General features: G+C 63.0%; 19 protein-coding genes. 10 read left to right on the forward strand and 9 right to left on the reverse strand.

The annotated features are described in order from the left end of the window. The first annotated feature begins 5 nt into the window (after positions 1 to 5). Positions 6 to 1,268, forward strand: a complete 1,263-nt coding sequence (locus tag AC3ENJ_RS02830; RefSeq protein ID WP_431812997.1) for a type II toxin-antitoxin system HipA family toxin — start codon at positions 6 to 8, stop codon at positions 1,266 to 1,268. A gap of 26 nt (positions 1,269 to 1,294) precedes the next feature. Here the strand turns inward: AC3ENJ_RS02830 and AC3ENJ_RS02835 are convergent, their stop codons facing one another. After that, positions 1,295 to 3,403 carry a DNA gyrase/topoisomerase IV subunit B gene (locus AC3ENJ_RS02835; RefSeq protein ID WP_431812998.1) on the reverse strand — a complete coding sequence of 703 codons (2,109 nt, stop codon included), beginning with the start codon at positions 3,401 to 3,403 and terminating at the stop codon, positions 1,295 to 1,297. A gap of 231 nt (positions 3,404 to 3,634) precedes the next feature. Between AC3ENJ_RS02835 and AC3ENJ_RS02840 the strand changes: the two genes are divergently transcribed. Continuing rightward, on the forward strand, positions 3,635 to 3,838 hold the full coding sequence (locus AC3ENJ_RS02840) for a DUF7455 domain-containing protein (protein ID WP_190780527.1): 204 nt from the start codon (positions 3,635 to 3,637) through the stop codon (positions 3,836 to 3,838). 86 nt (positions 3,839 to 3,924) lie between these two features. Here the strand turns inward: AC3ENJ_RS02840 and AC3ENJ_RS02845 are convergent, their stop codons facing one another. The 5 genes from AC3ENJ_RS02845 to AC3ENJ_RS02865 all read right to left on the reverse strand — a co-directional run bounded on the left by AC3ENJ_RS02845 (position 3,925) and on the right by AC3ENJ_RS02865 (position 10,155). Next, positions 3,925 to 4,611 (reverse strand): ubiquinone/menaquinone biosynthesis methyltransferase, encoded by a 687-nt coding sequence (locus tag AC3ENJ_RS02845; protein ID WP_431812999.1) that lies wholly within the window; start codon positions 4,609 to 4,611, stop codon positions 3,925 to 3,927. 32 nt (positions 4,612 to 4,643) lie between these two features. Beyond that, a complete protein-coding gene (locus tag AC3ENJ_RS02850; RefSeq protein WP_431813000.1) occupies positions 4,644 to 6,197 on the reverse strand; it encodes an RNA polymerase sigma factor in 1,554 nt (517 codons plus the stop codon). 166 nt (positions 6,198 to 6,363) lie between these two features. Then, on the reverse strand, positions 6,364 to 7,737 hold the full coding sequence (locus AC3ENJ_RS02855; RefSeq protein ID WP_431813001.1) for a hypothetical protein: 1,374 nt from the start codon (positions 7,735 to 7,737) through the stop codon (positions 6,364 to 6,366). 140 nt (positions 7,738 to 7,877) lie between these two features. Further along, positions 7,878 to 9,176 carry an MFS transporter gene (locus AC3ENJ_RS02860; RefSeq protein ID WP_190807630.1) on the reverse strand — a complete coding sequence of 433 codons (1,299 nt, stop codon included), beginning with the start codon at positions 9,174 to 9,176 and terminating at the stop codon, positions 7,878 to 7,880. A 58-nt stretch (positions 9,177 to 9,234) separates the two neighbouring features. Then, positions 9,235 to 10,155, reverse strand: a complete 921-nt coding sequence (locus tag AC3ENJ_RS02865; protein WP_190780531.1) for a PAC2 family protein — start codon at positions 10,153 to 10,155, stop codon at positions 9,235 to 9,237. A gap of 207 nt (positions 10,156 to 10,362) precedes the next feature. Between AC3ENJ_RS02865 and AC3ENJ_RS02870 the strand changes: the two genes are divergently transcribed. The 4 genes from AC3ENJ_RS02870 (at position 10,363) to AC3ENJ_RS02885 (ending at position 16,275) form a co-directional block, all read left to right on the forward strand. Continuing rightward, entirely contained in the window at positions 10,363 to 11,904 is a 1,542-nt protein-coding gene (locus tag AC3ENJ_RS02870; RefSeq protein WP_431813002.1) for a leucyl aminopeptidase, read from the forward strand. Between the two features lie 180 nt (positions 11,905 to 12,084). Continuing rightward, positions 12,085 to 13,452, forward strand: a complete 1,368-nt coding sequence (lpdA, locus tag AC3ENJ_RS02875) for a dihydrolipoyl dehydrogenase (protein WP_190780533.1) — start codon at positions 12,085 to 12,087, stop codon at positions 13,450 to 13,452. Positions 13,453 to 13,567: 115 nt separating this feature from the next. Then, entirely contained in the window at positions 13,568 to 15,802 is a 2,235-nt protein-coding gene (gene sucB / locus AC3ENJ_RS02880) for a 2-oxoglutarate dehydrogenase, E2 component, dihydrolipoamide succinyltransferase (protein WP_431813003.1), read from the forward strand. Positions 15,803 to 15,924: 122 nt separating this feature from the next. Continuing rightward, positions 15,925 to 16,275, forward strand: a complete 351-nt coding sequence (locus AC3ENJ_RS02885; RefSeq protein ID WP_190782334.1) for a hypothetical protein — start codon at positions 15,925 to 15,927, stop codon at positions 16,273 to 16,275. Positions 16,276 to 16,389: 114 nt separating this feature from the next. Here the strand turns inward: AC3ENJ_RS02885 and AC3ENJ_RS02890 are convergent, their stop codons facing one another. Then, complete coding sequence (locus AC3ENJ_RS02890) at positions 16,390 to 18,153, reverse strand: protein kinase (protein ID WP_431813004.1); 1,764 nt, start codon at positions 18,151 to 18,153, stop codon at positions 16,390 to 16,392. Positions 18,154 to 18,228: 75 nt separating this feature from the next. On the opposite strand from AC3ENJ_RS02890, the gene lipB reads away from it, so the two are divergent. The 3 genes from lipB (at position 18,229) to AC3ENJ_RS02905 (ending at position 20,898) form a co-directional block, all read left to right on the forward strand. After that, positions 18,229 to 18,930, forward strand: a complete 702-nt coding sequence (gene lipB, locus AC3ENJ_RS02895) for a lipoyl(octanoyl) transferase LipB (protein WP_431813005.1) — start codon at positions 18,229 to 18,231, stop codon at positions 18,928 to 18,930. Positions 18,931 to 18,999: 69 nt separating this feature from the next. Then, the gene (gene lipA, locus AC3ENJ_RS02900; RefSeq protein ID WP_190807636.1) at positions 19,000 to 20,007 is read left to right on the forward strand and encodes a lipoyl synthase; all 1,008 of its coding nucleotides are present in this window, start codon (positions 19,000 to 19,002) and stop codon (positions 20,005 to 20,007) included. Between the two features lie 141 nt (positions 20,008 to 20,148). Next, entirely contained in the window at positions 20,149 to 20,898 is a 750-nt protein-coding gene (locus AC3ENJ_RS02905) for a DUF4191 domain-containing protein (RefSeq protein ID WP_431813006.1), read from the forward strand. A gap of 18 nt (positions 20,899 to 20,916) precedes the next feature. Here AC3ENJ_RS02905 and AC3ENJ_RS02910 read toward each other — a convergent pair whose 3' ends face one another. Beyond that, complete coding sequence (locus AC3ENJ_RS02910; RefSeq protein WP_431813007.1) at positions 20,917 to 21,363, reverse strand: RDD family protein; 447 nt, start codon at positions 21,361 to 21,363, stop codon at positions 20,917 to 20,919. A gap of 174 nt (positions 21,364 to 21,537) precedes the next feature. Here AC3ENJ_RS02910 and glnA point away from each other — a divergent pair, with 174 nt between their 5' ends. Next, complete coding sequence (gene glnA / locus AC3ENJ_RS02915; protein ID WP_306786982.1) at positions 21,538 to 23,049, forward strand: type I glutamate--ammonia ligase; 1,512 nt, start codon at positions 21,538 to 21,540, stop codon at positions 23,047 to 23,049. 70 nt (positions 23,050 to 23,119) lie between these two features. On the opposite strand, the gene mptB is transcribed toward glnA, so the two are convergent. Beyond that, positions 23,120 to 24,694 carry a polyprenol phosphomannose-dependent alpha 1,6 mannosyltransferase MptB gene (mptB, locus tag AC3ENJ_RS02920; RefSeq protein ID WP_431813008.1) on the reverse strand — a complete coding sequence of 525 codons (1,575 nt, stop codon included), beginning with the start codon at positions 24,692 to 24,694 and terminating at the stop codon, positions 23,120 to 23,122. Between the last annotated feature and the right edge of the window lie 152 nt (positions 24,695 to 24,846).

The raw sequence follows: 24,846 nt of genomic DNA on the forward strand, positions 1-24,846 counted from the left end.
CTTAAATGGAACTTTCTGTATCCCTTCACAATAAACAAATAGGAAGCCTTTATATAAATTCCGGCGGATCAATCTTTGTTTTTTCGGAAGAGTATCTCAATGATTCCGACAGGAAAGTCCTGGGCCTGGGTTTTGAAGAACGACTAACCGATGCACCTCAACTCACTAAAGACGATATTCATCCCTGGTTTGCGAACTTATTTCCTGAGGGCGGGTTTTCGAGAGTATTAAAGTCTTCGTTGGGGATCAATGAGAAATCTAAACGCTATGAGCAAATTGCCCAGTTACTAGCTCAAGTAGGCGCAGACCTACCTGGGGCGGTTTCAGTTATTCCGAAATATGAAACTGGATATCCTTCCACGAACATGAACCGAACCAACTCGAGCTATTCAGAAGACGCCTCAGGTTTACAGGTTAATAGTCGTACCTCAACAGATTCCTTTAGTGCACTTTCAATGAAGTTTTCACTAGCGGGGATACAAGTAAAGTTTTCCGCCGATGTCTCCTCCGACCGGTTCACGCTACCAGCCTCAAGCAGCCAGGCCAAGTGGTTCGTCAAGCCCCCAGCCCAAGATTTCCCACACCTGCCTGAAAATGAACATGCGGTGATGCAGTTGGCTGCCCATGCTGGATTAAATGTCGCTCACACGAAACTTGTGTCGAAAGAGCAATTCCGCGATGTACCCGATCGCGTATGGGCTGGAAAAGGTCATGGATTGGCCATTGAACGATTTGATCGCACTAATAGCGGTCCGCGTATTCATATGGAAGATTTAGCTCAGGTTCGTTTTTATAACCCCCGGGATAAATATAAAGGCACTTTTGAAACAATTGGGGCCTATTTTTACCGTGGCCGTGACCAATCATCATTGTTGGAGTTCAGTCACCGTCTTGCCTTTAATTTATTACTTGGAAATCATGATGCGCATCTCAAGAACTGGTCACTATTATACCCAGATGGGAGAAACCCGAGAATATCGCCTGCTTATGATCTCGTCTCGGTCATTGTTTATCCTTGGGTCACTAAAGATATTGGATTAAAATTCGGCAACCGAAGGCACTACAGCAATATTAGCTTGGATTCCTTTGATCGGTTATCACGTAAAATTGAATTCAGTGAATTCTCCATCACGGATTCAGTGCGGCAATTCATTAACGCATTACTTCCAGACTATTTAGATGTCTTGTCCGGTGCTGGAATGCATAGTGATCATTTGCTTTTGGTGCGGTGTCATGTAAATGAAATGAAGAGACTCTGGGATCTGTGACTCTCATCTTAAACGGTGCATAATTCTCAGGCGTCGATGCGATCCTGATCCAACTGCGCAGCACCGGCCACGATGAAGTCCTTGCGCGGCGCCACCTGCGAGCCCATGAGCAGCGAGAATGCATGCTCTGCGGCCTCAGCATCCGCGACTCGCACGCGACGCAATACGCGGTGACGGATATCCATGGTGGTCTCGGCCAGCTGATCCGCGTCCATTTCGCCCAGACCCTTGTAACGCTGAATGGGTTCCTTGTACCGGCGGTCCTGTTCCTCCAGGTTGCCCAGGAGAGTCTCGAGCTCGCGTTCCGAGTACGTGTAGACCATCTCGTTGGCCTTGGAACCGGGGTTCACGATCTCCACGCGGTGCAACGGCGGGACGGCAGCGTAGACGCGCCCGGCTTCCACGAGCGGGCGCATGTAGCGGTAAAAGAGCGTGAGAAGCAGGGTGCGGATGTGGGCCCCGTCCACGTCCGCGTCGGTCATCATGATGACCTTGCCGTAGCGAGCGGCGTCCACGTCGAAACTGCGTCCTGACCCCGCGCCGATCACCTGGATCAGTGCGGCGCACTCGGTGTTGGCGAGCATGTCCGTGATGGATGCCTTCTGAACGTTCAAGATCTTGCCGCGGATCGGCAGGAGCGCCTGATAGTTGGAGTTGCGTGCCAGACGGGCGGTGCCCAGCGCCGAGTCACCCTCCACGATGAACAACTCGGACCGACCGACGTCTGAGGAACGGCACTCGACCAGCTTGGTGGGCATCGACGAGGTTTCCAAGGCATTCTTGCGGCGCTGAGTCTCCTTGTGAACGCGTGCCGAGATGCGGGACTTCATTTCCGCGACGACCTTGTCGAGCACTTGGCTGGTCTGAGCCTTGTCGTCGCGTTTCTTGGACGCGAATTGCTTGGTCAGCTGGGACTCGACCACCTTGGTGACGATCTGGCGCACCGCCGGGGTACCGAGCACTTCCTTTGTCTGGCCTTCGAACTGCGGTTCCGCCAGGCGAACCGTGAGCACCGCGGTCAGGCCCGCCAGGACGTCGTCCTTCTCGAGCTTGTCGTTGCCCACCTTGAGCTTGCGAGCGTTGGCTTCGACCTGCTTGCGAATGGTCTTCAGCAGCGCCGCCTCGAACCCGGACAGGTGCGTACCGCCCTTGGGCGTGGAAATGATGTTCACGAACGATCGCACGGTGGTGTCATAGCCGACACCCCAGCGGAGGGCGACGTCCACCTCGCACACGCGCTCCACGTCCTGAAGCTGTGCCCGCCCCGTGTCGTCGAGTACGGGGACGCGCTCGGTGAAGCTGCCCTGGCCCTGCAAACGCCAGACATCAGTGACCGGCGCGTCGATCGCCAGGAATTCCGCGAACTCGGAAATGCCGCCGTCGTACTGGAACACCTCGGTGTGCGGACCGGTCTCCCCCGGGGTGCCCGCGAGCAGTCGTTCATCGCGCACGGTGATCTGCAGACCCGGGATCAAGAAGGCGGTTTGCCGCGCACGGCGCACCAGCTCGTCCGTGGAGAACTTGGCGTCCGGGGTGAATATCTGTTCGTCGGCCCAGTACCGGATGCGTGTGCCCGTGACTCCGCGTTTGGCTTTGCCCACGATCTTGAGTTCGGAGTTGTCCGTGAACGCTTCGAACGGAGCATTCGGTGTCGGCGCACCCTTGTCCGTGAAAATACCCGGCTCGCCGCGCTTGAAGGACATTTGATAGGTCTTGCCACCGCGATCCACTTGCACGTCCAGGCGCGAGGACAAGGCGTTGACCACCGAGGCACCCACGCCGTGCAGACCACCGGAGGCGGTGTAGGAACCGCCGCCGAACTTACCGCCGGCGTGCAGTTTGGTGAACACCACCTCGACACCCGTGAGACCGGTGCGGGGTTCCTTGTCGATGGGGATACCGCGGCCGTCATCGTGGACCTCCACGCAACCGTCCTGGTGGAGGATCACGGTGATGTTCTGCCCGTAGCCCGCCAGCGCCTCGTCCACCGAGTTGTCGATGATTTCCCACATGCAGTGCATGAGCCCGCGTGAGTCGGTTGAACCGATGTACATGCCCGGGCGTTTACGCACCGCTTCCAGCCCCTCCAGGACGGAAAGGTGCCGGGCGTTGTATTCGGAACGAGTGGGTGTCACGGTGCTGAATCTCCCGAGTGTGTGGCTTGTGGGCGCGGGTGGGACTCCCCCACTTTAGACTGCAGCACCGACATTGTGCGCGGAGGGCGAAACCGCTGTTGCCGGGGAAGTAATCGGGTCTACCTTTGGTTCTATTGATACGTGCTGCAGTGCTGATCTTCGGAATCAGCTGCGCATTGTAATTGCACCGCAAGGTGGGATTACGCACCCTGTATCCGTAAGGAGGATCTCATGAACGCGACTCTCGAAACGCGTGAACTCAACGCGACCCACCGCTGTGACGCCTGCGGCGCCCAGGCATACGTGCGCGTGGTCCTCGAAAGCACCGGCGGTGAACTGCTCTTCTGCGCGCATCACGCGCGTAAGAATGAGAGCAAGCTGCGCCCGCTGGCTGCCACCTGGCAGGACGAAACGGAGCAGCTGGGAGCCTCCTGAGGTTTCCCGCGGTTGAGACATAGACCGGGGCACGCACCGTACGGTGCGTGCCCCGGTCTTGCGCTATTCCCCTGCCGGACTCCGGATCAGGGTTTGTGACCCCACATGATCACGTTTGTTCCGAGGTACTTGGTGGACCAGTCGACACCGGAGAAACCCACGTGTTCCATGACCCGGGCGACCTCGGCGGGAGTCATGAATCCCAGGGTGGAGCTTTTGAGATAGGTGTAGGCCTGGCGGTCCTTGGCGATGAGCTGACCCAGCAGCGGCAGGACCACGCTCATCCCGGCGGACAGCACCAGCTTGAGGAGCCCGCGCGGGGGTGAGGTTTCCAGCACCACCACGCGGCCTCCCGGTTTCAACACTCGGTATTGCTCCCGGAGCACCCGCTCCACGTCACTGACGTTCCTGAGCAGGTATCCGTGGGTCACCGCATCGAAGAACTCGTCCTCGAAACGCAACTGGTGGGCGTCCGCGAACTCCCACTCGATGTTCTCGGCACCGCGCTTTTGACGCGCTTCTTCGAGCATGTTCTTCGAGAAGTCCACGCCGAAGATCTCCGCGCCCGGGTAACGACGCCGCGCAGCCAGGGCGATTTCGCCCGTGCCGGTCGCGATGTCCAACAGCCGCCCTTTCACGGCCAGGTCCGCGCGCCGAGCGACTTCTCGGCACCACTGTGCGTGGTGGCCCAGCGTCATGAGCGCATTGACCCGGTCGTAGCTGCGCGTCACCCGGTTGAACATGCTCTGGACACGTCCGTCCTGGGACGTCATAGAATACTGTTGACTCGCCATGGCGTACCGGATCAGTCCAGGTAGTCCCGCAGCACCTGCGAGCGCGACGGGTGGCGGAGCTTGGACATGGTCTTGGACTCTATCTGGCGAATGCGCTCGCGGGTGACCCCGTACACCTTGCCGATCTCATCCAGGGTCTTGGGCTGACCGTCGGTCAAACCGAAACGCATCGCGACGACACCGGCTTCACGTTCGGACAGCGTGTCCAGCACGGAGTGCAACTGTTCCTGGAGCAGGGTGAAGGACACGGCATCCGCGGGAACCACGGCCTCGGAGTCCTCAATGAGGTCGCCGAACTCGGAGTCACCGTCCTCACCGAGCGGAGTGTGAAGCGAAATGGGCTCGCGGCCGTACTTCTGAACCTCCACGACCTTTTCAGGGGTCATGTCCAGTTCATTGGCGAGTTCTTCCGGGGTGGGTTCGCGGCCCAGGTCCTGGAGCATCTGGCGCTGCACACGAGCAAGCTTGTTGATGACCTCGACCATGTGCACCGGGATGCGAATGGTGCGTGCCTGGTCCGCCATGGCGCGGGTGATGGCCTGGCGGATCCACCACGTCGCGTACGTGGAGAACTTGAAGCCTTTGGTGTAGTCGAACTTCTCCACCGCGCGGATCAGCCCCAGGTTGCCCTCTTGAATCAGGTCCAGGAACAGCATGCCGCGGCCGGTGTAGCGCTTGGCCAGGGAGACCACCAAGCGCAGGTTGGCCTCCAGTAGGTGATTCTTGGCGCGTCGACCGTCGTGAATCACCCAGCGATAGGCCCGGCGAGTCTCGGCATCCATGAAATCCTGCTCGTCCGCGAATTTGTGTTCGGCGAACAGGCCCGCCTCGATGCGCAGTGCAAGATCAACCTCTTGCTCCGCGTTGAGCAGGGCCACCTTACCGATCTGCTTGAGGTAATCCTTGACGGGGTCCGCCGTGGCACCGGCGGCAATGACCTGTTGTGCGGGGGCATCGTCCTCGTCGTTGCTGGTGAGGACGAATCCGCGGGCGGTCTTGTCCTCGCGACCCTTCATGCGGGGTGCGGACTCCTCCGGGCTGGCCTGCGTCGATTCCTCCTCGTCCGCGTCCCGCTCGTCCTCGATGGCTTCATCGTGATTGGCAAGCAGTTCTTCATCCGCCTCAGCGGTCCCGGACGTGTCCGCGGTCTTCTTGCGGCCCCGGCCCGTGGCGGGTGCCGTACCAGCCTTCGGTGCGCGGGCGGTGCCGGCGGTCCTGGTGGTCGTCTTGCGGGTGCGTGTGGTCTTGGCGGGAGTCGTCTCCGCCTCCTCGACCTCGACAGCATCCGTGGCGGGGGCGGCCTTGGTGGCCGCACTCTTTGCCGCGGGCGACGTGGCCGTGGTCTTGGAAGCGGTGGACTTCGCGGCGGTGGTCTTTTTGGCCGCGGTCGTCTTCTTCGCCGCCGTGGTCTTTTTCGCGGCGGTTTTCTTGGCCGCCGTGGTCTTCTTTGCCGCACCGCTGGTACTCGCCCGGCCGGTGCTGGCCTGAGTGGTCTTTTGTGCGGAGTCCGTTGACTCCTCAGAGACCGTGGACTCGTTCGCGGTCTTGCTTGCAGCAGGTGACACTGAGAACCTTTCGTTGAACCGGTCGCGAGGTGCATTGTCACCATGTGTGGTGAACGCGCCTATGACCCTGTCAAGCCCGGTTTCTCGGCACTGCTGCCGCCCGGACATGAAGGGTCCTAGTTGAGTCAACATACATGCCCCGGGTTTTGTTCCCCGTTCTCCTCATTTATTTTTCGTGAGCGTGGCGGGCGTCCTGGCGCTTGGCCCACCAACGGCCACCGGGCCACGCCGTGCGGGGGTCGGTGCTCCACCACGGGATGTCCTGGATGTCCAGACGGCGGCGTACGGTCCTGGCTGCCTCCCGGTCCGCGGCAATGGCGTTGCTGCGATCCAACAATCCCATAGCGGTGAAGGCACGTCCTCTGTACACCTCCAACTGGGCGCGTGCCGAGACGACATCCGCGTGAACCATGGCGCATCGTCGTTCGCTCTCCCGAAGGGCCCCGGCAGACTCCAGTCCGTGCGTCAGCAACAAGTCCAGTCCCTCAAGGATCCGGTACGCGGCCTCCACGGTGGCCCAGTCGGGAATGGATTCCCACTGCCCCAGCACCGCGTGGGCACAGCACAACCCCTCGGCGACGTCCTCTGCCGCGGCGCGGTGCTCGGGCGCCGGTGCCGGAAGGGACAAGACCTCCCGCAAGGACGCTTGCAGTCCCCTGTGAGCTCGGATCGCCCTGTCCTGGTCCCCTGTCAACCAGGAGTAGAAGATCGCATCACGGGTGATGCTGTGAGTCAGAGAGGTGACGAGCCGGGCCAGATGTTGGTCGCTGAGCCTCGCCAACGCCGTGGTCCAGTCGCCGCTTTCGGAATTCAACGCCGCGATGGCATCCCGCCAGTGTGCAAGATCCCGTTCGTAGCAGGCCGGCGCGCGAAAGCCGTATCGCCCATGGTCATCCACCCGCTCGTGCTGGCTGACACCAGTCGCGACGCGATGGTCTCCGGGGACCTCGTCCTCGATAGGCCCCTCACCCGGGCTCTTGGTTAGGCGGCCCAGTGCGTCGAGAAACTCGGAAGAGCGATGTTTCAGCGCGTCCGGCACCCTACCCGGTTGCTCTGGGGTCAGCTGGTCGAAACAGCTGCCCAGCGTCACCATGCGGGCATTGAGCTGGCTGTCCTTGATGTCACTCAGCGGTTGCGGCTCGTCGAATCGTTGCAGGTTCCACCAGTGCTGGGGACCCACGACGAAGCCACCGGTGGTACGAAGCCCCGAATCCTCCACGGCCAACCCGAGCCACGCCGCGCGGAAGAAATCCGACTCCGGTTGCGGGACCGCGGCCGTATCCGAATACACCACGACCGTCGCCTGTTCGACGTGGCCCGTGGTCGCGGTGACCTCGCTCAGTTGCTGCGCGTATTCCACCAGATCCTCACTCCCGCTAGGGGTGGGTAACTTTAGGCACAGCGCACCCCCGCTGGCGACGGGGATGAAGAGAACGGCACAATTGCGCGGCTCGTATCCCAATTGATGCGGGATCAGTGCCAAGAGGTCTTCGTCGCAGCGGATCTTCACGGGCTCTTGGGGATCGTTGAGGAGTGTCATGCCCCCACGATCCGCACGGCGGGCACGACGTGTCTCGCGGCGACGTCGGAATGTGAGGTCCGCGGTCCTGGAGGCTTGTGGGCGGGACCCTGGGGAGCCCGCGTGCCGTGCCCCGCGCAACCGACTCGGGCACGTCACGCTCAAACCGAATGCGGGCCGTGCACCTTACGCACTTTCCTGGTGCAGATGAGCACCGCGCTGATGCCCACCGCGGCCACGAGCCCCTGCGAGGCAATCGCGGGACGGAACGCCTCGGCGTCGTAGAGCGTCGGTGAGACCCCGGCCGCGAACTGCAGATCCAGCGCCAAACCGGTGAGATAAATGGCCACCAACGATGCGATGAACCCGCCCACGTTGGCCAGGCCGGTGGCGGTGCCGCCACGGCGGGGAGGGTTGAAGCTGCGCACGATGTCGAAGGCGAGCATGGATGCCGGATAGGACAGCGCGAGCATGCCCACCGCGATGAACACCACGGCGGTGGGGGCCTCACCGGGCCACAACAACATGAGTGCCCAGCCGACGTAGATCACCGCGCAAAAGGTCAGGACGAGCGCCGAGCGGCGCCGGGCGAAGACCGCGCTGAGCTTGCCCACGCCCAGGCTGACCACCACATTGATCACCACGAAGGCCGTCATGACCGAAGACGCCTGTGTGGCGTCCATGCCCTGCGCGTTCTGCAGGTAGGGGTAGGCCCACATCAGCGCAAAGGTGTTGCCCACGAACTGCACCGCGAAGTGAACCCAGAACCCCAATTGTGTGCCCGGTTCCCGCAGTGATTCCCTAATAATGGCGCCCACGGTTGCGAAAGAAATGGAGTCGTTGAGGACATTGACCCCCGGAGGCGCGCTCCGAAGCAGAGCCGCGGAGAGCACGCCGGACAGCAACGCCAGTGAGGCCAGGGCGATGAACGCCGGTACCCACCCGGCCGCATGAAGTAGTGCCGCGAAGGGAATGACGGAGAACAACTGCCCCAAGTTGCCGGTCATGCCGACCACCTGGGACAGCATGGGCACGCGCATGGCGGAGAACCACGCGGGTAGCAGACGCATGACGCACACGAAGGTGGCGGCATCACCGGCACCCACGAGAACCCGCCCGATCACACCGGCGGTGACCGATTCCGCCGCGGCGAGTTGCAGCTGCCCAAGCACCATGAGCAAAGCACCAGCGCTGATCAGGACGCGCGGGCCGAAACGATCCACCAGAACACCCACGGGAACCTGGAGTGCCGCGTAGACCAGCACCTGCATCATGGAGAACATGGACAGACCCGCCGCCACGGTCTGGAAACGGTCCGCCGCTTCCACGGATGCCACACCGAAGCTGGTGCGCTGGGCCACCGCGGAGAAGTAGGCGAAAATCCCCACCGCAAAAACAATCCACGCCGCTCGCGAGTCCTTCCCCTGATCACGAGGTGAAGACACGGGAGGGTGTGGCATGTTCGAAGTCCTTGGATCGCGGTGGAGATCGCGGCCCCACTACTGCGGGGCCGCGAGATCAATTGTCCTGCTCGTCCTGAGATGCGAGGAAAGCCTCCGCTGCGGCTCCGAGTTCGTCGGCGTCGGGCAGATCGTCGTGGTCAGGACCAGCCAGAATGGACCGATGCGCGGACGCATCGACCACGTCATCGTATCGCCGTTCCATGTTTTCAATGACGGACTGGATCTCCGGGGACCCGCTGGCTTGTTCGTTGATCTGCTGAATCACCCCGCGGGATGCTTCGCGCAGCTCGTCGGTCGGCAGGGTGCGGCCCGTGACCGCGCTCAAGTGTTCCAGGGCGGCCACGGCGGCCTGCGGTAAATACGACTCCGCGAGGTACTGCGGTACGTGCACCGATAAGCCCACGTGATCAATGCCGCCGTCCTGCAACCGCAATTCCAGCAGGTGCGAGACGGAGGCGCTGATTTCGAAGGTCGGCTTGTTGCCACCCGTACTCGGCAGCAGGTCCGCGCGCGGACCGTGTGCGGTGACCAGCATGGGCCGGGTGTGGGGAACGGGCATGGGAATACCGCTCACCAAGGCCACCAGGCTCACATCCAGGCGCTGCGCCAGACCCACCACGGCCTGGCTGAAGCGTTCCCACTGCGTGTCGGGCTCGGGCCCGGTGAGCAGCAGGAAGTGGCGACCCAGGCCGTCCGTGACCACGCGCAGGGTCAGTTCCGGGGCGTCCCACTCCTCGAAGTGGTCTTGCACGAATTTCACGTGCGGGCGGCGGGATCGGTAGTCGTAGAGCTGGTCCAGGTCGAACTGGGCCAGGGTCTCACTGGGCATGGAATCCACGACCACGGCTTCGATTTGACCGGCTAGGTGGCCCGCCTCCACGTATCCGGACAGCGCCACGATCATGGGCAATCCACGCAGTCGCCCGTCCCCCAGCAATGCGGGGTCACTCCGGTACAGCGCCGTTGGATCCAGCACATTGACCTCCTGCAGAAAAATGGTGGGGCGATTCCGGCAGAGGAATCGCCGCGTATGACATCACTGGTTTCAACGCCTGTGTGACCCGCCGGTATTCCCGCAGGGCACTGCAAAACTAGCCGTCCGGATAAGATCGGTGGCGGTCCCCACGCAGTGGTCCTCCTCGCGTGGGCTTATATCAGTGTTTCCGAACGAAAGGACACCACCGTGACCACCGTGCAGGACATTGTGAACACCAGCGATGTGAGTGTGGCCGTCAGTGCCAAGTCGCCGGCAGCCATCACTGCGGACGCCCTCATCGTGGGCGTGCAGTCACCGGGTACCTCCGTGGTTCTCGGCCCCTCCGTAAGCTCCAAACTAAGCCGCGCGCTCTCCGAACTCGCCGAACTCGCCGGTGCCTCCGGTTCCGAGGATTCCGTCACCGTGGTCCCGGCCCCTTCCAACGTGTCGGCACGACTGGTCGCCTTCACGGGCCTGGGGAAGACCCCCACCTCCAACGACGCCGCCGCTCACGCGGAATCTCTGCGCCGGGCCGCCGGCGCCGCCGTTCGCCATTTGGCGGGCAAGGCGACAAGCGCGGTCGTCGCCCTCCCCGCCACGTCCGTGACCGACGTTCAGGCGGTCGCGGAAGGTTTGGGCATGGGCGCTTTCAGCTACACGGCGCAGAAGGTTCATACCCTGGGCAACCAATCGGCACCCGTCGACTCGGCCACGGTGTGCGTGGCCAAGGACCTGGCCAAGCGATCCCAGACAGCCGTGGAGCGTGCCGCGCACGTGGTCAAGGCCGTACGCACCGCTCGCAATCTGGTTGATCTGTCCCCGGACACCGCCACTCCGGAATTCGTGGCTGATTACGCGGTTGCCGCCGCCAAGGGTGGCAAGGTCAAGGTCACCGTGTTGGCCGAGAAGGAACTCGTCCGAGGCAATTTCGGCGGGCTGCTCGGTGTCGGCCAGGGGTCGGTGAACGGCCCCCGCCTGGTCAAGCTCGAATGGGCCCCCGCCAAGGCTAAGCGCCACGTATCGTTCGTCGGTAAGGGCATCACCTTCGATTCGGGCGGGCTGTCGCTGAAGCCTCCCGCCTCAATGATGACGATGAAGTCAGACATGGCCGGCGCCGCAGCCGTGCTCGCCACCGTGACTGCCGCGGCCGAGTTGAAGCTGCCCGTGGCCGTGACCGGCTGGCTGTGCTTGGCGGAGAACCTGCCCTCCGGCACCGCGACCCGCCCCGGTGACGTGCTCACCATGCACTCCGGTCACACCGTGGAAGTGCTCAACACCGATGCCGAGGGGCGCTTGGTGCTGGCCGATGGCCTGTGGGCCGCGGGACAGGAGGATCCGGACCTGTTGGTGGACATCGCAACGCTCACGGGGGCCCAAATGGTGGCACTCGGCAACCGCACCGCCGCCGTCATGGGCGATGAGGCTGCTCGCGACATGGTGAGCGAAGCCGCTTCCGCTGTTGGCGAAGCTGCCTGGGCCATGCCGCTGCCCGAGCACCTGCGAGCATCCTTGAACTCCAACGTGGCCGACATCAAGAACATGGGCGACAAGTTCGGAGGCATGTTGGTCGCGGGATTGTTCCTGCGCGAGTTCGTGCCGGAAGTCAAGGGAAGCCGTGTCCCGTGGGCCCACGTGGACATTGCGGGTCCGTCGTTCAATGAGGGCTCCCCCTGGGGCTACACCCCCAAGGAAGGAACCGGCTTCGGAGTTCGCACCCTGTTGAGCGTGGCCGAGAACTACGCCTCGTAGAGGCATGATCTCGTCCCTCACGCGCGCCACGCACCGGGGTCTCCGGAGGCGGCAATACCTGGTAAGACCCTGGGCGTGGCGATAAGGTGGGGACAAACATCTCAGTGTCTGAACGGACCGCAGATCGGTACGGCCAGACCACTAGCAACGTCAATACACTCGAACCCCGAGGGAGCCAACGTGGCCGACAACCAATACGACATTCTCGTCCTGGGCGGTGGATCCGCCGGATACGCAGCAGCATTGCGCGCAGTTCAGCTGGGTTACTCCGTGGCACTGTTCGAAAAGGAGAAGCTGGGCGGCACGTGTCTGCACTGGGGTTGCATCCCCACCAAGGCGTACCTGCATTCCGCCGAATTGGCCGAGGGTACTCGGGAGTCGGAGAAGTACGGCATCAAGGCAACCTTGGAATCCATCGACATGGGTGCGGTGCGCGACTACAAGAACAAAATTGTGCAGGGCAAGTTCAAGGGCCTCACCGGCCTCATGAAAATGCGCAAGATCGAGGTCATTGCCGGCGAAGGCAAACTCACCGGAACCAACACCATTGAAGCCAACGGCACCACCTACACCGGCGAGCACATCATCCTGGCCTCCGGTTCCTACGCCAAGACCCTGGGCATCGAGATCGGCGGTCGTGTAATGACCTCGACCGAGGCCCTCGAGATCGACTTCGTGCCCAAGTCCGCCATTGTGTTGGGCGGCGGCGTGATCGGGTGCGAGTTCGCGTCCATGTGGCGTTCCTTCGGTGTGGACGTGACCGTGATCGAGGGGCTGCCCCATCTGGTCGCCAACGAAGACCCCGCCATCATCAAGGTCGCCGAGCGCGAATTCAAGAAGCGCGGCATCAAGTACAACCTGGGCACGTTCTTCGACAAGGTCGAACAGAACGACGACGGCGCCAAGGTCACGCTCGCGGACGGCAAGGAATTCGAAGCGGACATTGTTCTGGTGGCGGTCGGTCGCGGCCCCAACACCGAGAACATGGGCTATGAGGATCAGGGCATCCCCATGGATCGCGGCTTCGTGACCCCCAACGAGCGTTTGCACACCGGCGTCGGCAACATCTACGCCATCGGCGACATTGTTCCCGGCGTTCAACTGGCGCACCGCGGGTACCAGCAGGGTCGCTTCGTGGCCGAGGAGATCGCCGGTCTGAACCCGGTGATCGTAGAGGACATCAACATTCCCAAGGTCACCTTCACCGAACCCGAAATCGCCTCCGTGGGCTACTCCCAGCCCAAGGCCGAGGAAAAGTTCGGTAAGGACAACGTGGAGACTTTCGAGTACAACCTGGCCGGCAACGGCAAGAGCTCCATCCTCGGCACGGGCGGCATCATCAAGCTCGTGCGCGAGAAGGATGGCCCCATTGTCGGATTCCACGCAATTGGCACACGCATCAGTGAGCAGATCGGTGAAGGTCAGCTCATGGTCAACTGGGAGGCTTACCCGGAGGACGTCGCCGCGTTCATCCACGCCCACCCCACCCAAAACGAGGCCATCGGTGAAGCTGCCATGGCATTGGCCGGAGCCCCGCTGCACGGTTGATGTCGAGTCGATGCCCGCCACCCGGTGGGCATCGACGGCCGGCCCACCACAGGGGCGCTCACCCGCCCCGACAACTTGAGAGCATTTCTACGTTTAGAGAGGGACGGACAAGGCAATGTCTGAAACCGTTAACCTGCCCGCACTGGGCGAATCAGTCACCGAGGGCACCGTTACTCGTTGGCTCAAGGAAGTTGGCGACGAGGTAGCCGTTGACGAGCCCTTAGTGGAAGTTTCCACTGACAAGGTCGACACCGAGGTGCCCTCCCCCGTCGCGGGTGTCATTGAGAAAATTCTGGTTGACGAGGACGAGGACGTCGAGGTGGGCGCGCCGCTGGTCGTCATCGGTGACGGCTCCGGTTCCGGCGACTCCAGTTCTGACGACTCCTCCGGCGAGCAGGTCGAGGACGCCGCGACCGAGGCCGATTCCGGTGAGAACACCGAAGAAGCCGCCGAGGACAAGGAAGAGCCCCAGGCAGCGCCGAAGGCCGACACCAAGAAGTCCTCGGGCAACTCCGTGGAGGTCACCCTGCCCGCGCTGGGTGAATCGGTCACCGAGGGCACCGTGACTCGCTGGCTCAAGGAGGTCGGCGAGCAGATCGAGGTCGATGAGCCCCTGCTGGAGGTCTCCACCGACAAGGTCGACACCGAGGTGCCCTCCCCCGTGGCCGGCACCCTGCTGGAGATCAAGGTCCAGGAAGACGAGGACGCCGAGGTCGGCCAGGTCCTGGCCATCGTCGGCGACGAATCCGACGCTTCCTCCGGCGACTCGGGTTCCGACGACTCCTCCGGCGAGCAGGTCGAGGACGCCGCGACCGAGGCCGATTCCGGTGAGAACACCGAAGAAGCCGCCGAGGACAAGGAAGAGCCCCAGGCAGCGCCGAAGGCCGACACCAAGAAGTCCTCGGGCAACTCCGTGGAGGTCACCCTGCCCGCGCTGGGTGAATCGGTCACCGAGGGCACCGTGACTCGCTGGCTCAAGGAGGTCGGCGAGCAGATCGAGGTCGATGAGCCCCTGCTGGAGGTCTCCACCGACAAGGTCGACACCGAGGTGCCCTCCCCCGTGGCCGGCACCCTGCTGGAGATCAAGGTCCAGGAAGACGAGGACGCCGAGGTCGGCCAGGTCCTGGCCATCGTCGGCGACGAATCCGACGCTTCCTCCGAGGACTCCGGTTCCGATGACTCCTCGGCGAGCTCCTCCGAGGGAGCGACCGGCGAGCAGATCGAGGACGCCGCGACCGAGGCCGATTCCGGTGAGAACACCGAGGAATCCGCCGAGGACAAGGCACCCGCCAAGAAGGAAGAGCCCCAGGCAGCTCCGAGCACGGACGAGTCCACGTCCGCACCCGCGAAGGAGGATTCCTCCTCCGAGAAGCCCAAATCGACCTCAGGACCCTCCGAGGCCGCGGGCTACGTGACCCCGTTGGTGCGCAAGCTGGCCCGCGAGAAGAACGTGGACCTGTCCACACTGACGGGTACCGGGGTGGGTGGCCGGATCCGTAAGCAGGATGTGCTGGCCGCCGCCGAAGAGTCCTCCAAGGCGTCCGAGTCCAACGACCAGTCGGTGGAAATGGCACCCGCGGTGGCCGGTGGCACCGAGCAGAAGTCTGCGGCTCCGGCCGCGGACGCCAAGCGTGGTACCACTGAGAAGGCTCCCCGCATTCGCATGACCATTGCCAAGCGCATGCGCGAGTCGCTGGACGTGTCCGCTCAGCTGACCCAGGTCACCGAGGTGGACATGACCCGCGTGGCTCAGCTGCGGTCCAAGGCCAAGGATCAGTTCCAGAAGCGCGAAGGCGCCAAGCTGACCTTCTTGCCGTTCTTCGCCAAGGCCGTGGCCGAGGCCCTCCAGGCCCACCCGGTACTCAACGCTACGTTCAAGGAGTCCGAGAAGGAGATCGTGTACAACGGCTCCGAGGACATCGCGATCGCCGTTGACACCCCGCGTGGTCTACTGGTTCCGGTCATCAAGAACGCCGGAGACCTGAACCTGGGTGGCCTGTCCAAGCAGATCGCGGAGCTGGGCACCGCAGCCAAGGACGGTTCCATTTCCCCGGATCAGCTGACCGGTGGCACGTTCACGATCACGAACATCGGCTCCTTCGGCGCCCTGTTCGATACGCCCATCATCAACCAGCCGCAGGTTGGCATCCTGGGTACGGGCACCATTGTGAAGCGCCCCATGGTCGTTTCCGACGCCGATGGCAACGACACCATTGCCATCCGTCACATGTGCTACCTGTCGCTGACCTATGATCACCGACTCGTCGACGGCGCGGACGCCGGTCGCTTCCTCTCTACCCTGAAGAAGCGTTTGGAAGAGGGTCACTTCGAGTCCGAGGTTGGCCTGTAAGCACCTCAGACTGACCCTCAGCGGTCAACCGAACGGTTGATTTCCTGCCGCCGGGATGTGTTCTGGATCACTCAGAGCGCATCCCGGCGGTTTTGCGTGCGGGGCTCGGATAGGGTCGAAGCATGGACTTCCTCTTCAGCCTCATGTTGTTTTTGCACTTCCTCGGACTGGCCGTAATCATTGGCACCTGGATCTACACAATGAAGCGCCCCACCGTCACCGCGGGGCAGTTCTGGTCCGCAATTGTCATGCTCGTGAGCGGTTTGGTCTTGGTGGCCCTGCGCGAAATGCAAGCGGGTTTCGAGGTCAATCACCTGAAGATCGCGGTCAAGTTGATCATTTTGTTGATCGTGGCCGTGGCCGCGTTCATCGGGATGCGCAAGACCACGCGCGGCGAACCCGTCTCGACCGGTCTCGCCCACGCCGTGGGTGGTATGGCAGTGATCAACGCAGCCGTCGCCGTCTTCTGGTGATCCCCGAGCTCTGAAACCTCATGAAAAGACCCCGCTGCGCACCAAGCGCTGCGGGGTCCTTTCATGGGGTGCTACGCGTCGAGGAGGAGACGGTTCCGGAAGGCACGGCGTCATTCAGCGGCCCTGCCGCGCGACCGGTGTCACGTCCACGATGCGCCATCCCTTGTCCGTGCGGGTCACGGTGAGATGCGCGGTTTGCCGCACGGTGGCGTTCTCGCGCGCCACGTGTGCCCCCTCCGGAATTTCCCCGTGCCAACCACGGGTCAGGATCTCCGCGTAGAAAGTGTGGGTTCCGCCGGCAGGCACGTTCTCGTCCGGGTTCCCGCGCTCCCCGGGCGCGCTCAGGACTTCGATGCGCGCCACCTCCATGCTCAGCCCGGACAGGGCCGTATAACCACTGGAGCCCACGTCCTGTTCCGCGGCGCGCGCAATGGTGGCCTGGTCACTTTCCTGCAAGCTCGACCCGCGCACGTACACCGCCTCCAGGGCCTCTTGGTCCCCCGCGGCCAGGGCTTCTGCCCGGGCGACGACAAGATCTCGCGCGGCGCGCTCGGCCGCCCGGGTCGTGTTCTGCCCGGATTCGGGCGTCGTTGCCGACGGCGCCGCAGTCTCGGCCTCGGGAGCAGTCTCCACCGGCGATGTACCCGGTGTACGGATACCCGATTCTTCGGACCCTGCCACGTGTTCCTCGACCGCAACGGGCGAGCCGTCGCCTCTATTGACGAGTGGGATCGCGAACCAGACGCAGGCGACAAGCCCGGCCGCCGCGCAGGCGATAATCAACGGGTGTCGCCGTGACCGGCCATGGTGCGCCGCAACAACGGCCGATCCGCGACGCAGCCTCGGAAGTATGGTGCGCCCCAGCTTCACTTCCGTGCCGTCGGCCCGAATGATGTCCGGCGGTTGCGCACGAGCGGATGCGGGCGGCGCCTTGACCGCGGGGATTGCCGCGATCCCAGTGGCGAACTCCCGGGCGGTGGGGCGTGTGCCCGGATCGTCACCCAGGGCTGCTTCCAGCATCAGCACCAGGCCCCTGGGGGCAGCCGGGCAGACAAGTGTCAGCGGTACTCGGTGGGAATCCGGGCCCGGTGACCTTCCGGTGAGCGCGAGCCATGCCAGTGTGGCCAGCGCCTTGATGTCGTCGGCGGATGACCGGGCAATGTCCCGATCGTGTACTTCCGGCCTGTCGTCCTGCCCCCAGGACGCCGCCGTTACAGAATCCGCTGTTCCGTTCGGCTCGGTCGCCCCGGATGTGTTCGGTAACCCGTACCCGTCGATGCGCACTTGCCGATCCGGCCCGAGAAGGATGCGGTGCGGGCTCAATGTCCCGTGCACCCAGTCGTGGTCGTGCAACGTGGCCAACCCCTTGGCCGCAGCCGCGAGGATCGGGGAGAGCTCAGCCGGGGAAACCCGGCCGTCCGCAACGAGCCTGCGCGCCAGGGAGGTTCCCTCCGTATGATCGGCAACCAGTGCCTGCGCGGTCTCGCCATGGCCGATGGTGCCACGGACGGCTACGAGGTGCGGATCCGCCAGCCCCGCCCAGTGTTCGGCCACCCGAGCCATGGCCCGCTGCTGTGCGTCGCGTTCTTGTGCCGACGTCCCCGTGGCGAACGTAACCGTGAATTTCTCCCGGCTCTGCTCCTCCTTGGCCAGCCAGCTTCGAGTTCCACGACCGGACCCCAGGCGGCCCGCCAGCTCCAATCCCTCGCTCTGCGCAGCCGCGTGATCCCGCGCGTCCCCTGTGCTCTCCACGGTGCGGCCGGGTTCCCCCGTGCCGCCCTGGGGAACCAAGGGTGACGGTACGGGCCGTTCTCGCCGCGGCTGCTGCGCCGCCAGGACACGCTGTTGGGCACGTGTTCGCTTCTCCGGTGCACTCATGTGCCCACTGTGCACCGAAAGCATCCCCTCCCGCTCCCGTTATCCACAGGCCCTCTCAGGGGATAAACTGATGGAATGGCTTTGCACTTCGAGCGCGTCGGTTTCGACCCGGACTTCGTGGACTACCGTTCCTGCCTGCAACTGCAACAAGAAGTTCATGACCAGATCGTGACCGGTGAGCGCGGAAACACCGTGCTGTTGCTCGAGCACAACCCCGTCTACACCGCCGGCCGTCGCACCGAGAAACACGAATACCCATGGGACGGCACGGAAGTGGTTCCGATTGGCCGCGGCGGAAAACTCACCTATCACGGCCCCGGAATGCTCGTGGGGTACCCCATCATGCGCCTGCCCATCCCCTTGGACGTGGTCAAGGTGGTGCGCGTGCTGGAGGAGATCATCATTGCCGTGGTCAAGGATTTCGGTGTGGCGGCCACCACTGTGGAGGGCAGATCCGGGGCGTGGGTGCTATCCGACGAGCGCGGCCCGGACCGCAAGATCTCGGCGATCGGTGTGCAGGTCTCCAAACGAGTCACGATGCACGGATTCGCCCTGAACTGTTCCAACGATCTGCGCCCGTTCGGCAAGATCATCCCGTGCGGCATCACGGATGCCGGTGTGACCTCCATCAGTCAGGAGACGGGGAATCAGATCGACCCCGTTGATGTTGTGGAACGCATGGAGCAGGAGCTGGCGGCCCGAGGATCGGACTTGTGCCTGCCATTCGAACCCGACTCACCCGCAACACCCCTGACCCTGGACTCTCTGGTCTCCTAAGGTGGAGATCAGAGACCTGCCTGCGCCACAAAGTCAGGCACAACCGAGCGCCACAAGCGAGGAGTACGTATGACCATCGCGCCCGAAGGCCGCAAGCTGCTGCGCGTTGAACAGCGCAACGCATCTGTTCCGATCGAGAAGAAGCCCAACTGGCTCAAGAACACCGCGAAGATGGGTCCGCAGTTCCAAGAACTCAAGACCATGGCCCGCGGTCGTGGCCTGCACACGGTGTGCGAGGAAGCCGGTTGTCCCAACATCTACGAGTGCTGGGAGGACCGCGAAGCAACGTTCCTCATCGGCGGCGACACTTGCACGCGCCGTTGCGATTTCTGCGACATCGCCACCGGTAAGCCCGGCATGTTGGATGTCTCCGAGCCCCGCAAGGTGGCCGAGTCCGTCCGCGACCTGAACCTGCGCTACGCAACGGTGACCTCCGTGGCCCGTGACGATCTCCTGGACGGCGGCGCGTGGCTCAACGCCGAGACCATTCGCGCGATCCACGAGCTCAATCCCTCCACCGGTGTTGAGATCCTCATCCCCGACTTCAAGGGCCAGCCCGACGCCGTTCAGCAGGTCATCGACGCCCAGCCCGAGGTCTTCGCGCACAACCTAGAGACCGTGCCCCGGATTTTCAAGCAGATCCGTCCCGCGTTCTCCTACGAGCGTTCCCTGGAGGTCCTCACGCAGGGCAAGGAGAACGGGATGATCGTGAAGTCCAACCTGATCCTGGGCATGGGCGAGACGAACGACGAAGTCTACGAGGCCCTGTGCGATCTGCACGACGCCGGCTGCGACATCATCACCCTCACCCAGTACCTGCGCCCGGGCCCCACCTTCCACCCCATCGACCGATGGGTCACTCCGCAGCAGTTCGTGGAGCTGTCCCAGCAGGCCGAAGAGATCGGCTTCTTGGGTGTGATGGCCGGCCCCATGGTCCGTTCGTCGTACCGCGCCGGTAAATTGTGGGCCCGCGCCATGAAGAAGATGGGTCGCGAGATCCCCGAGCACCTCTCCCACATCGACGATTCGGGTTCCGCCAGCCAGGAAGCGTCCTCCCTGGTCGCCCGACTGAGCTAGACCTTTCTTATCGGTATGACGACGCCGCCCGGCCGGGCGGCGTCGTCGTTCTGTGTCCTGCGCGGCCAGGGAGCGCCTCCTACGAGCGCACCAACGGTTAGAATGGCCGCGATCTCCTATCAGCAATCGCGAGGAACAAACGTGTCACCTAGCACCTCATCCACTGCCCGCGCGGCCGAGCGCGAACGTAAGCGCCAGGACAAGCGCAAGCGGAAAGCGGCGAAGGGCCCGGGCATCTTTGCTCAGATGAAGCAAGTCTTCCAGATGACCAAGGAGCGGGAGCCGAACATCCTGCTCTGGATGATCCTGCTGGGTCTTGGGGTGCTGCTGGTGTTCCTGCTCATCGGCGTGCTGCTGGGCAACTGGCTCACGTGGTTGCTCATCGGCATTCCGTTCGGTGTTCTCGCCGCGGTGATCCTGTTGTCGAGACGAGCCGAACGAGCCGCCTTCGCGCGCATCGAAGGCCAGCCCGGCGCGGCCGGCGCGGCCCTGTCGACCCTGAAACGCGGCTGGATCATCGAGGAAGAACCGGCCGCGATGGATCCCAAGTCCAAGGACCTGCTGTTCCGCCTGGTGGGACGCCCCGGCGTGGTGTTCGTGACCGAGGGTCCGGTCAATCGCGTGGACAAGTTGGTCAAGAAGGAACGCCGCCGCATCGGCCCCGTGATCCAGAACGTCCCGATTCACGTGATCAAGTCCGGCAACGGCGAGAACCAGGTACCGCTGAGCAAACTGGCCAAGCACGTGAGGAAACTCGACAAGACCCTGACCAAGCAGGAAGTGCACGTGGTGTACAAGCGGCTGAATACCCTGCAGAACCGCTTGCCCATTCCCAAGGGTGTTGACCCCATGAGGGCCCGCCCGGACCGCAAGGCCATGCGCGGGCGCTGATCCTTCAGCGTGTGGTGATCAGCGGACCCTCACCAGAATGGTTCCCACGGCCCGATCATGGAGTCCGCGCTGGTCCTGGTCGTAAACGACCGCGGGGATCACCAGGCACAGCAATACTGAGCGAATGGCCGCCTTGCCGAAACCGGCAGGGCGGCCATTCATGGTCTGTACCTGCAGTCCCATGATCCAGTGGCCAATGGTGCGGCCGAAGGCTCCCACCATCAGCACGTTGAGCGCGAACAGCACCGCGAGATTCATGAGCCCGTTCTGGTTCCACTGGGCCAAGAACATATTGGCAAGCACCATGGCCAGGAGCCAGTCGATGCACAGCCCGAAGAACCGGGGAACGAATCGCGCCACGGAGGCCGGGCCGGTTATGGGCCGCCCCAGTCGCTCCCCCGGATACTGATGAGTGCGTGAGGGGCCGCCCTCGAGCCAAGAACCCAGATCCTGCCGTGAAATCATGCACTCAGCCTATCCGCCCTTCAGGTCTTCCTCGGTCATGGCCAGTAAACTGATGAGGTACCGACCGGTCGGTGTTGTCCAAGACATCAGGTCAGCTGTGTTCCGGCGTTTCCGAGGCATGCGTTACACGGCCGAAACATTGATGTCACGGACGGGCAACGCCAGGTTCTTAGGATGGACATCAGAACCGAGCGCGGTGGTCACTTGCCGAAAGTGGCACTGTCGCTGATCGGGACGCCCATACAGAAGGAGAACAGGTCCATGTTCCAGTCAGCCGAGGAAGTCCTCGCCTACATCAAGGATGAGGAAGTCGTCTTCGTCGACCTCCGATTCACCGACATGCCGGGCGTGCAGCAGCACTTCAATCTGCCCGCCAAGTCGGTGGACAACGATTTCTTCACCGACGGACAGTTGTTCGACGGTTCCTCCATCCGAGGCTTCCAGGGAATTGCTGAATCGGACATGCAGCTGATTCCGGACCCCACCTCAGCCTTTGTGGACCCCTACCGCGTGGAGAAGACCCTGGTGGTCACCTGCTCCATCGTGAACCCGCGCACCGGTGAGCCTTACCACCGCGACCCCCGCGGCGTGGCCGAACGTGCCGAGGCCTACCTGAACTCCACCGGCATTGCGGATACCGCAAATTTCGCTTCAGAGGCCGAGTTCTTCGTTTTCGACGACGCTCGCTTCCAGGTTTCTCCGGAGAGCACCTTCTACAAGATCGATTCTGAAGAGGCTCCGTGGAATTCCGGCCGCAAGGAAGAGGGCGGCAACCTGGCCAACAAGACCCACACCAAGGGCGGTTATTTCCCGGTGTCCCCCGTGGACAAGCAAGCCGACCTGCGTGACGCCATGTGCGTTGCCCTGGATGACGTCGGTTTGTTCGTAGAGCGTTCCCACCACGAGGTGGGCGCCGCCGGCCAGGCCGAGATCAACTACCGTTTCTCCACCCTGACCGCCGCCGCGGATGATCTGCTGAAGTTCAAGTACGTCATCAAGAACACCGCGGAGATGTTCGGCAAGACCGTCACGTTCATGCCCAAACCGGTCTACAACGACAACGGCTCCGGTATGCACTGCCACCAGTCTCTGTGGAAGGGCGGCGAGCCCCTGTTCTACGACGAAAAGGGTTATGCGGGTCTGTCCGACGTGGCGCGCTGGTACATCGGCGGTCTGCTGGAGCACTCCTCCGCAGTGCTGGCGTTCACCAACCCCACGGTCAACTCCTACCGTCGCCTGGTCAAGGGCTACGAGGCGCCGGTCAACATGGTGTACTCGCAGGGCAACCGCTCCGCCGGCATCCGGATCCCCATCACCGGGACCAACCCCAAGGCCAAGCGCCTTGAGTTCCGAGCACCGGACCCCTCCTGCAACCCCTACCTGGCGTTCGCCGCTCAGCTGATGGCCGGCCTGGACGGTATCCGCAACCGTATCGAGCCCGCGGATCCGATCGACAAGGATCTCTACGAGCTTCCCCCGGAGGAGGCCAAGGACATCAAGAAGGCCCCGGGTACCCTCGAGGAAGCCTTGCAGGCGCTGGAGGAGGACCACGAGTTCCTGCTCGCCGGCGACGTGTTCACCGAGGATCTCATTGAGACCTGGATCGAGTACAAGCGTGAGAACGAGCTCAAGCCGCTCGCGCTGGTACCCCACCCGCTGGAGTTCGAGCTCTACTACGGTGTGTGATTCGCTGTCCCACCAGTGAGCGTGCGGGCCCCGATCAACGTGAGTTGGTCGGGGCCCTTGTGCGAACCGGCTAAATGATCGTGGTGCTCATGTCCGCGCGGTAACGGGGGCGGAACAGCCGCCTGGTCGCCGGATCGAAGAACCAGAGGTACACCCCGAAGGTCAGCGAGGCGATCGCCGATATCACACGCGCGGCAAGCAAGCTCAGGTCGAGATAAGGGAACACGTCGAGTTGATCGGCCACGGCGTAAACCGTGAAGAACGCCGTGAGGAAGAAGAGCACATCGATCTGCCAGTCACTGCGGATGCCCGTGATCGCGAACAGCGGGATCAACCACACCACGTACCAGGCCTGGATCATAGGGGCCAACAGCACGAGCGCGGCGAAGGCCCACGCGAGCCGGCGGAAGATTTTGGCGTCCCTGCCCACGAACATCAGCACCAGCACGATCAGCGCGGACAGGACCGTGCCCATGGTGTGCACCACATCCATCCAGACCCGGCCGTTGGAGGTGAGGGAATCCCCCACGATCATGGCCAGGAACCCGATCAAGCCAATGGGCGCATACCAAATGAACACGCTGCCGGGGGTGGTCATCGCCGCGACCCATCCGAAGCCGAATCCATTGATCAATCCCATGATTCCCAGTAGCGCCAACGAATACGCGAGGGTGAGGAACCAGATCAGGAATCGACGCGGCCACGAGGCACCACGGCCGGCCCACAGCAGCCCGATGAAGGGCAGGAACACCAACGTAATGGGTTTGATACCGATGGACAGCGTCACCAGGGTGGCACCGATCAGACCGCCCTTCCAATTGCGCTGGATCGCCGCTAGGTAAATCCCGAACAGGGCGAGGGCCACCATGATCGCGTCGTTGTGCACGGCCGCTATGAAATTGGTCAGGAACAGCGGATTGGCCACCGATAGCCAAAGGGCCCGGGCGGGGTTGACGCCGTGCAGCCGCGCCAGCCGCGGAATCACCCACATGCACGCGATCACGGAGACCACGCACATCGCTCGGAACAGCAAAACGGAAGCGTCGGGACTGGAGTTGGTGATCAGCACCACCAGCTGTTCAAGCCACAGGAACACGGGCCCGTAGGGGGGCGGGGATTCCGCCCACAGTTGGTCGGCTCCCAGCTGGAAGAAGTTTTCGATCGTGGAGACGCCGTGCTCGTAGGGATTGAGACCACTCTGCATCACCCGGCCCTGTCCGATGTAGGAGTACACATCGCGACTGAACAGCGGCACGGTGAAGAGCATGGGCGCGGACCACGCCGTGATGGCGGCCAGCACCCACCTGCCCGTTCCCGGACCCCATTTGTTGAGCTTCTGACCGAGCCTCAGCCATTCGCGGACCAGGATCATGCTGCCGATGGCCAGCAGCAGGATGGACAACACCACGCCGCCGGTCTCGTAACGCATCCAGATGATGAGCGGGTTCTGACGCAAGGGGGAAATACTCGCAAGCCACCCCACCCCCAGCGAACCCACCAGCACCATGATCGAACCAATGGTTCCCATGATCACGGTGCGCAGCGGTGACTGCGAGGCGTAGGCCGACCCTTGCCGGGTGGCCAGCACGGTGCCCGGGTGCGGGGCGGAATCGGCGTGGCCGGCAGCCTTGGGGTTGCTCTGCACCGCGTTGCCTCCGGATTTCCCGTCGCCCAATAATTTCTCTCACCCTACGACGCCGCCGCTCAGGCAAACCCACGAATGGTCCCGCAACGGCGTCGGCCTGAATCCTATCGCGATGCGCGAGGAGCACGCGCCGGAAGCCCCGGCGCGGTAAG

Source organism: Kocuria sp. cx-455, from assembly GCF_057707085.1.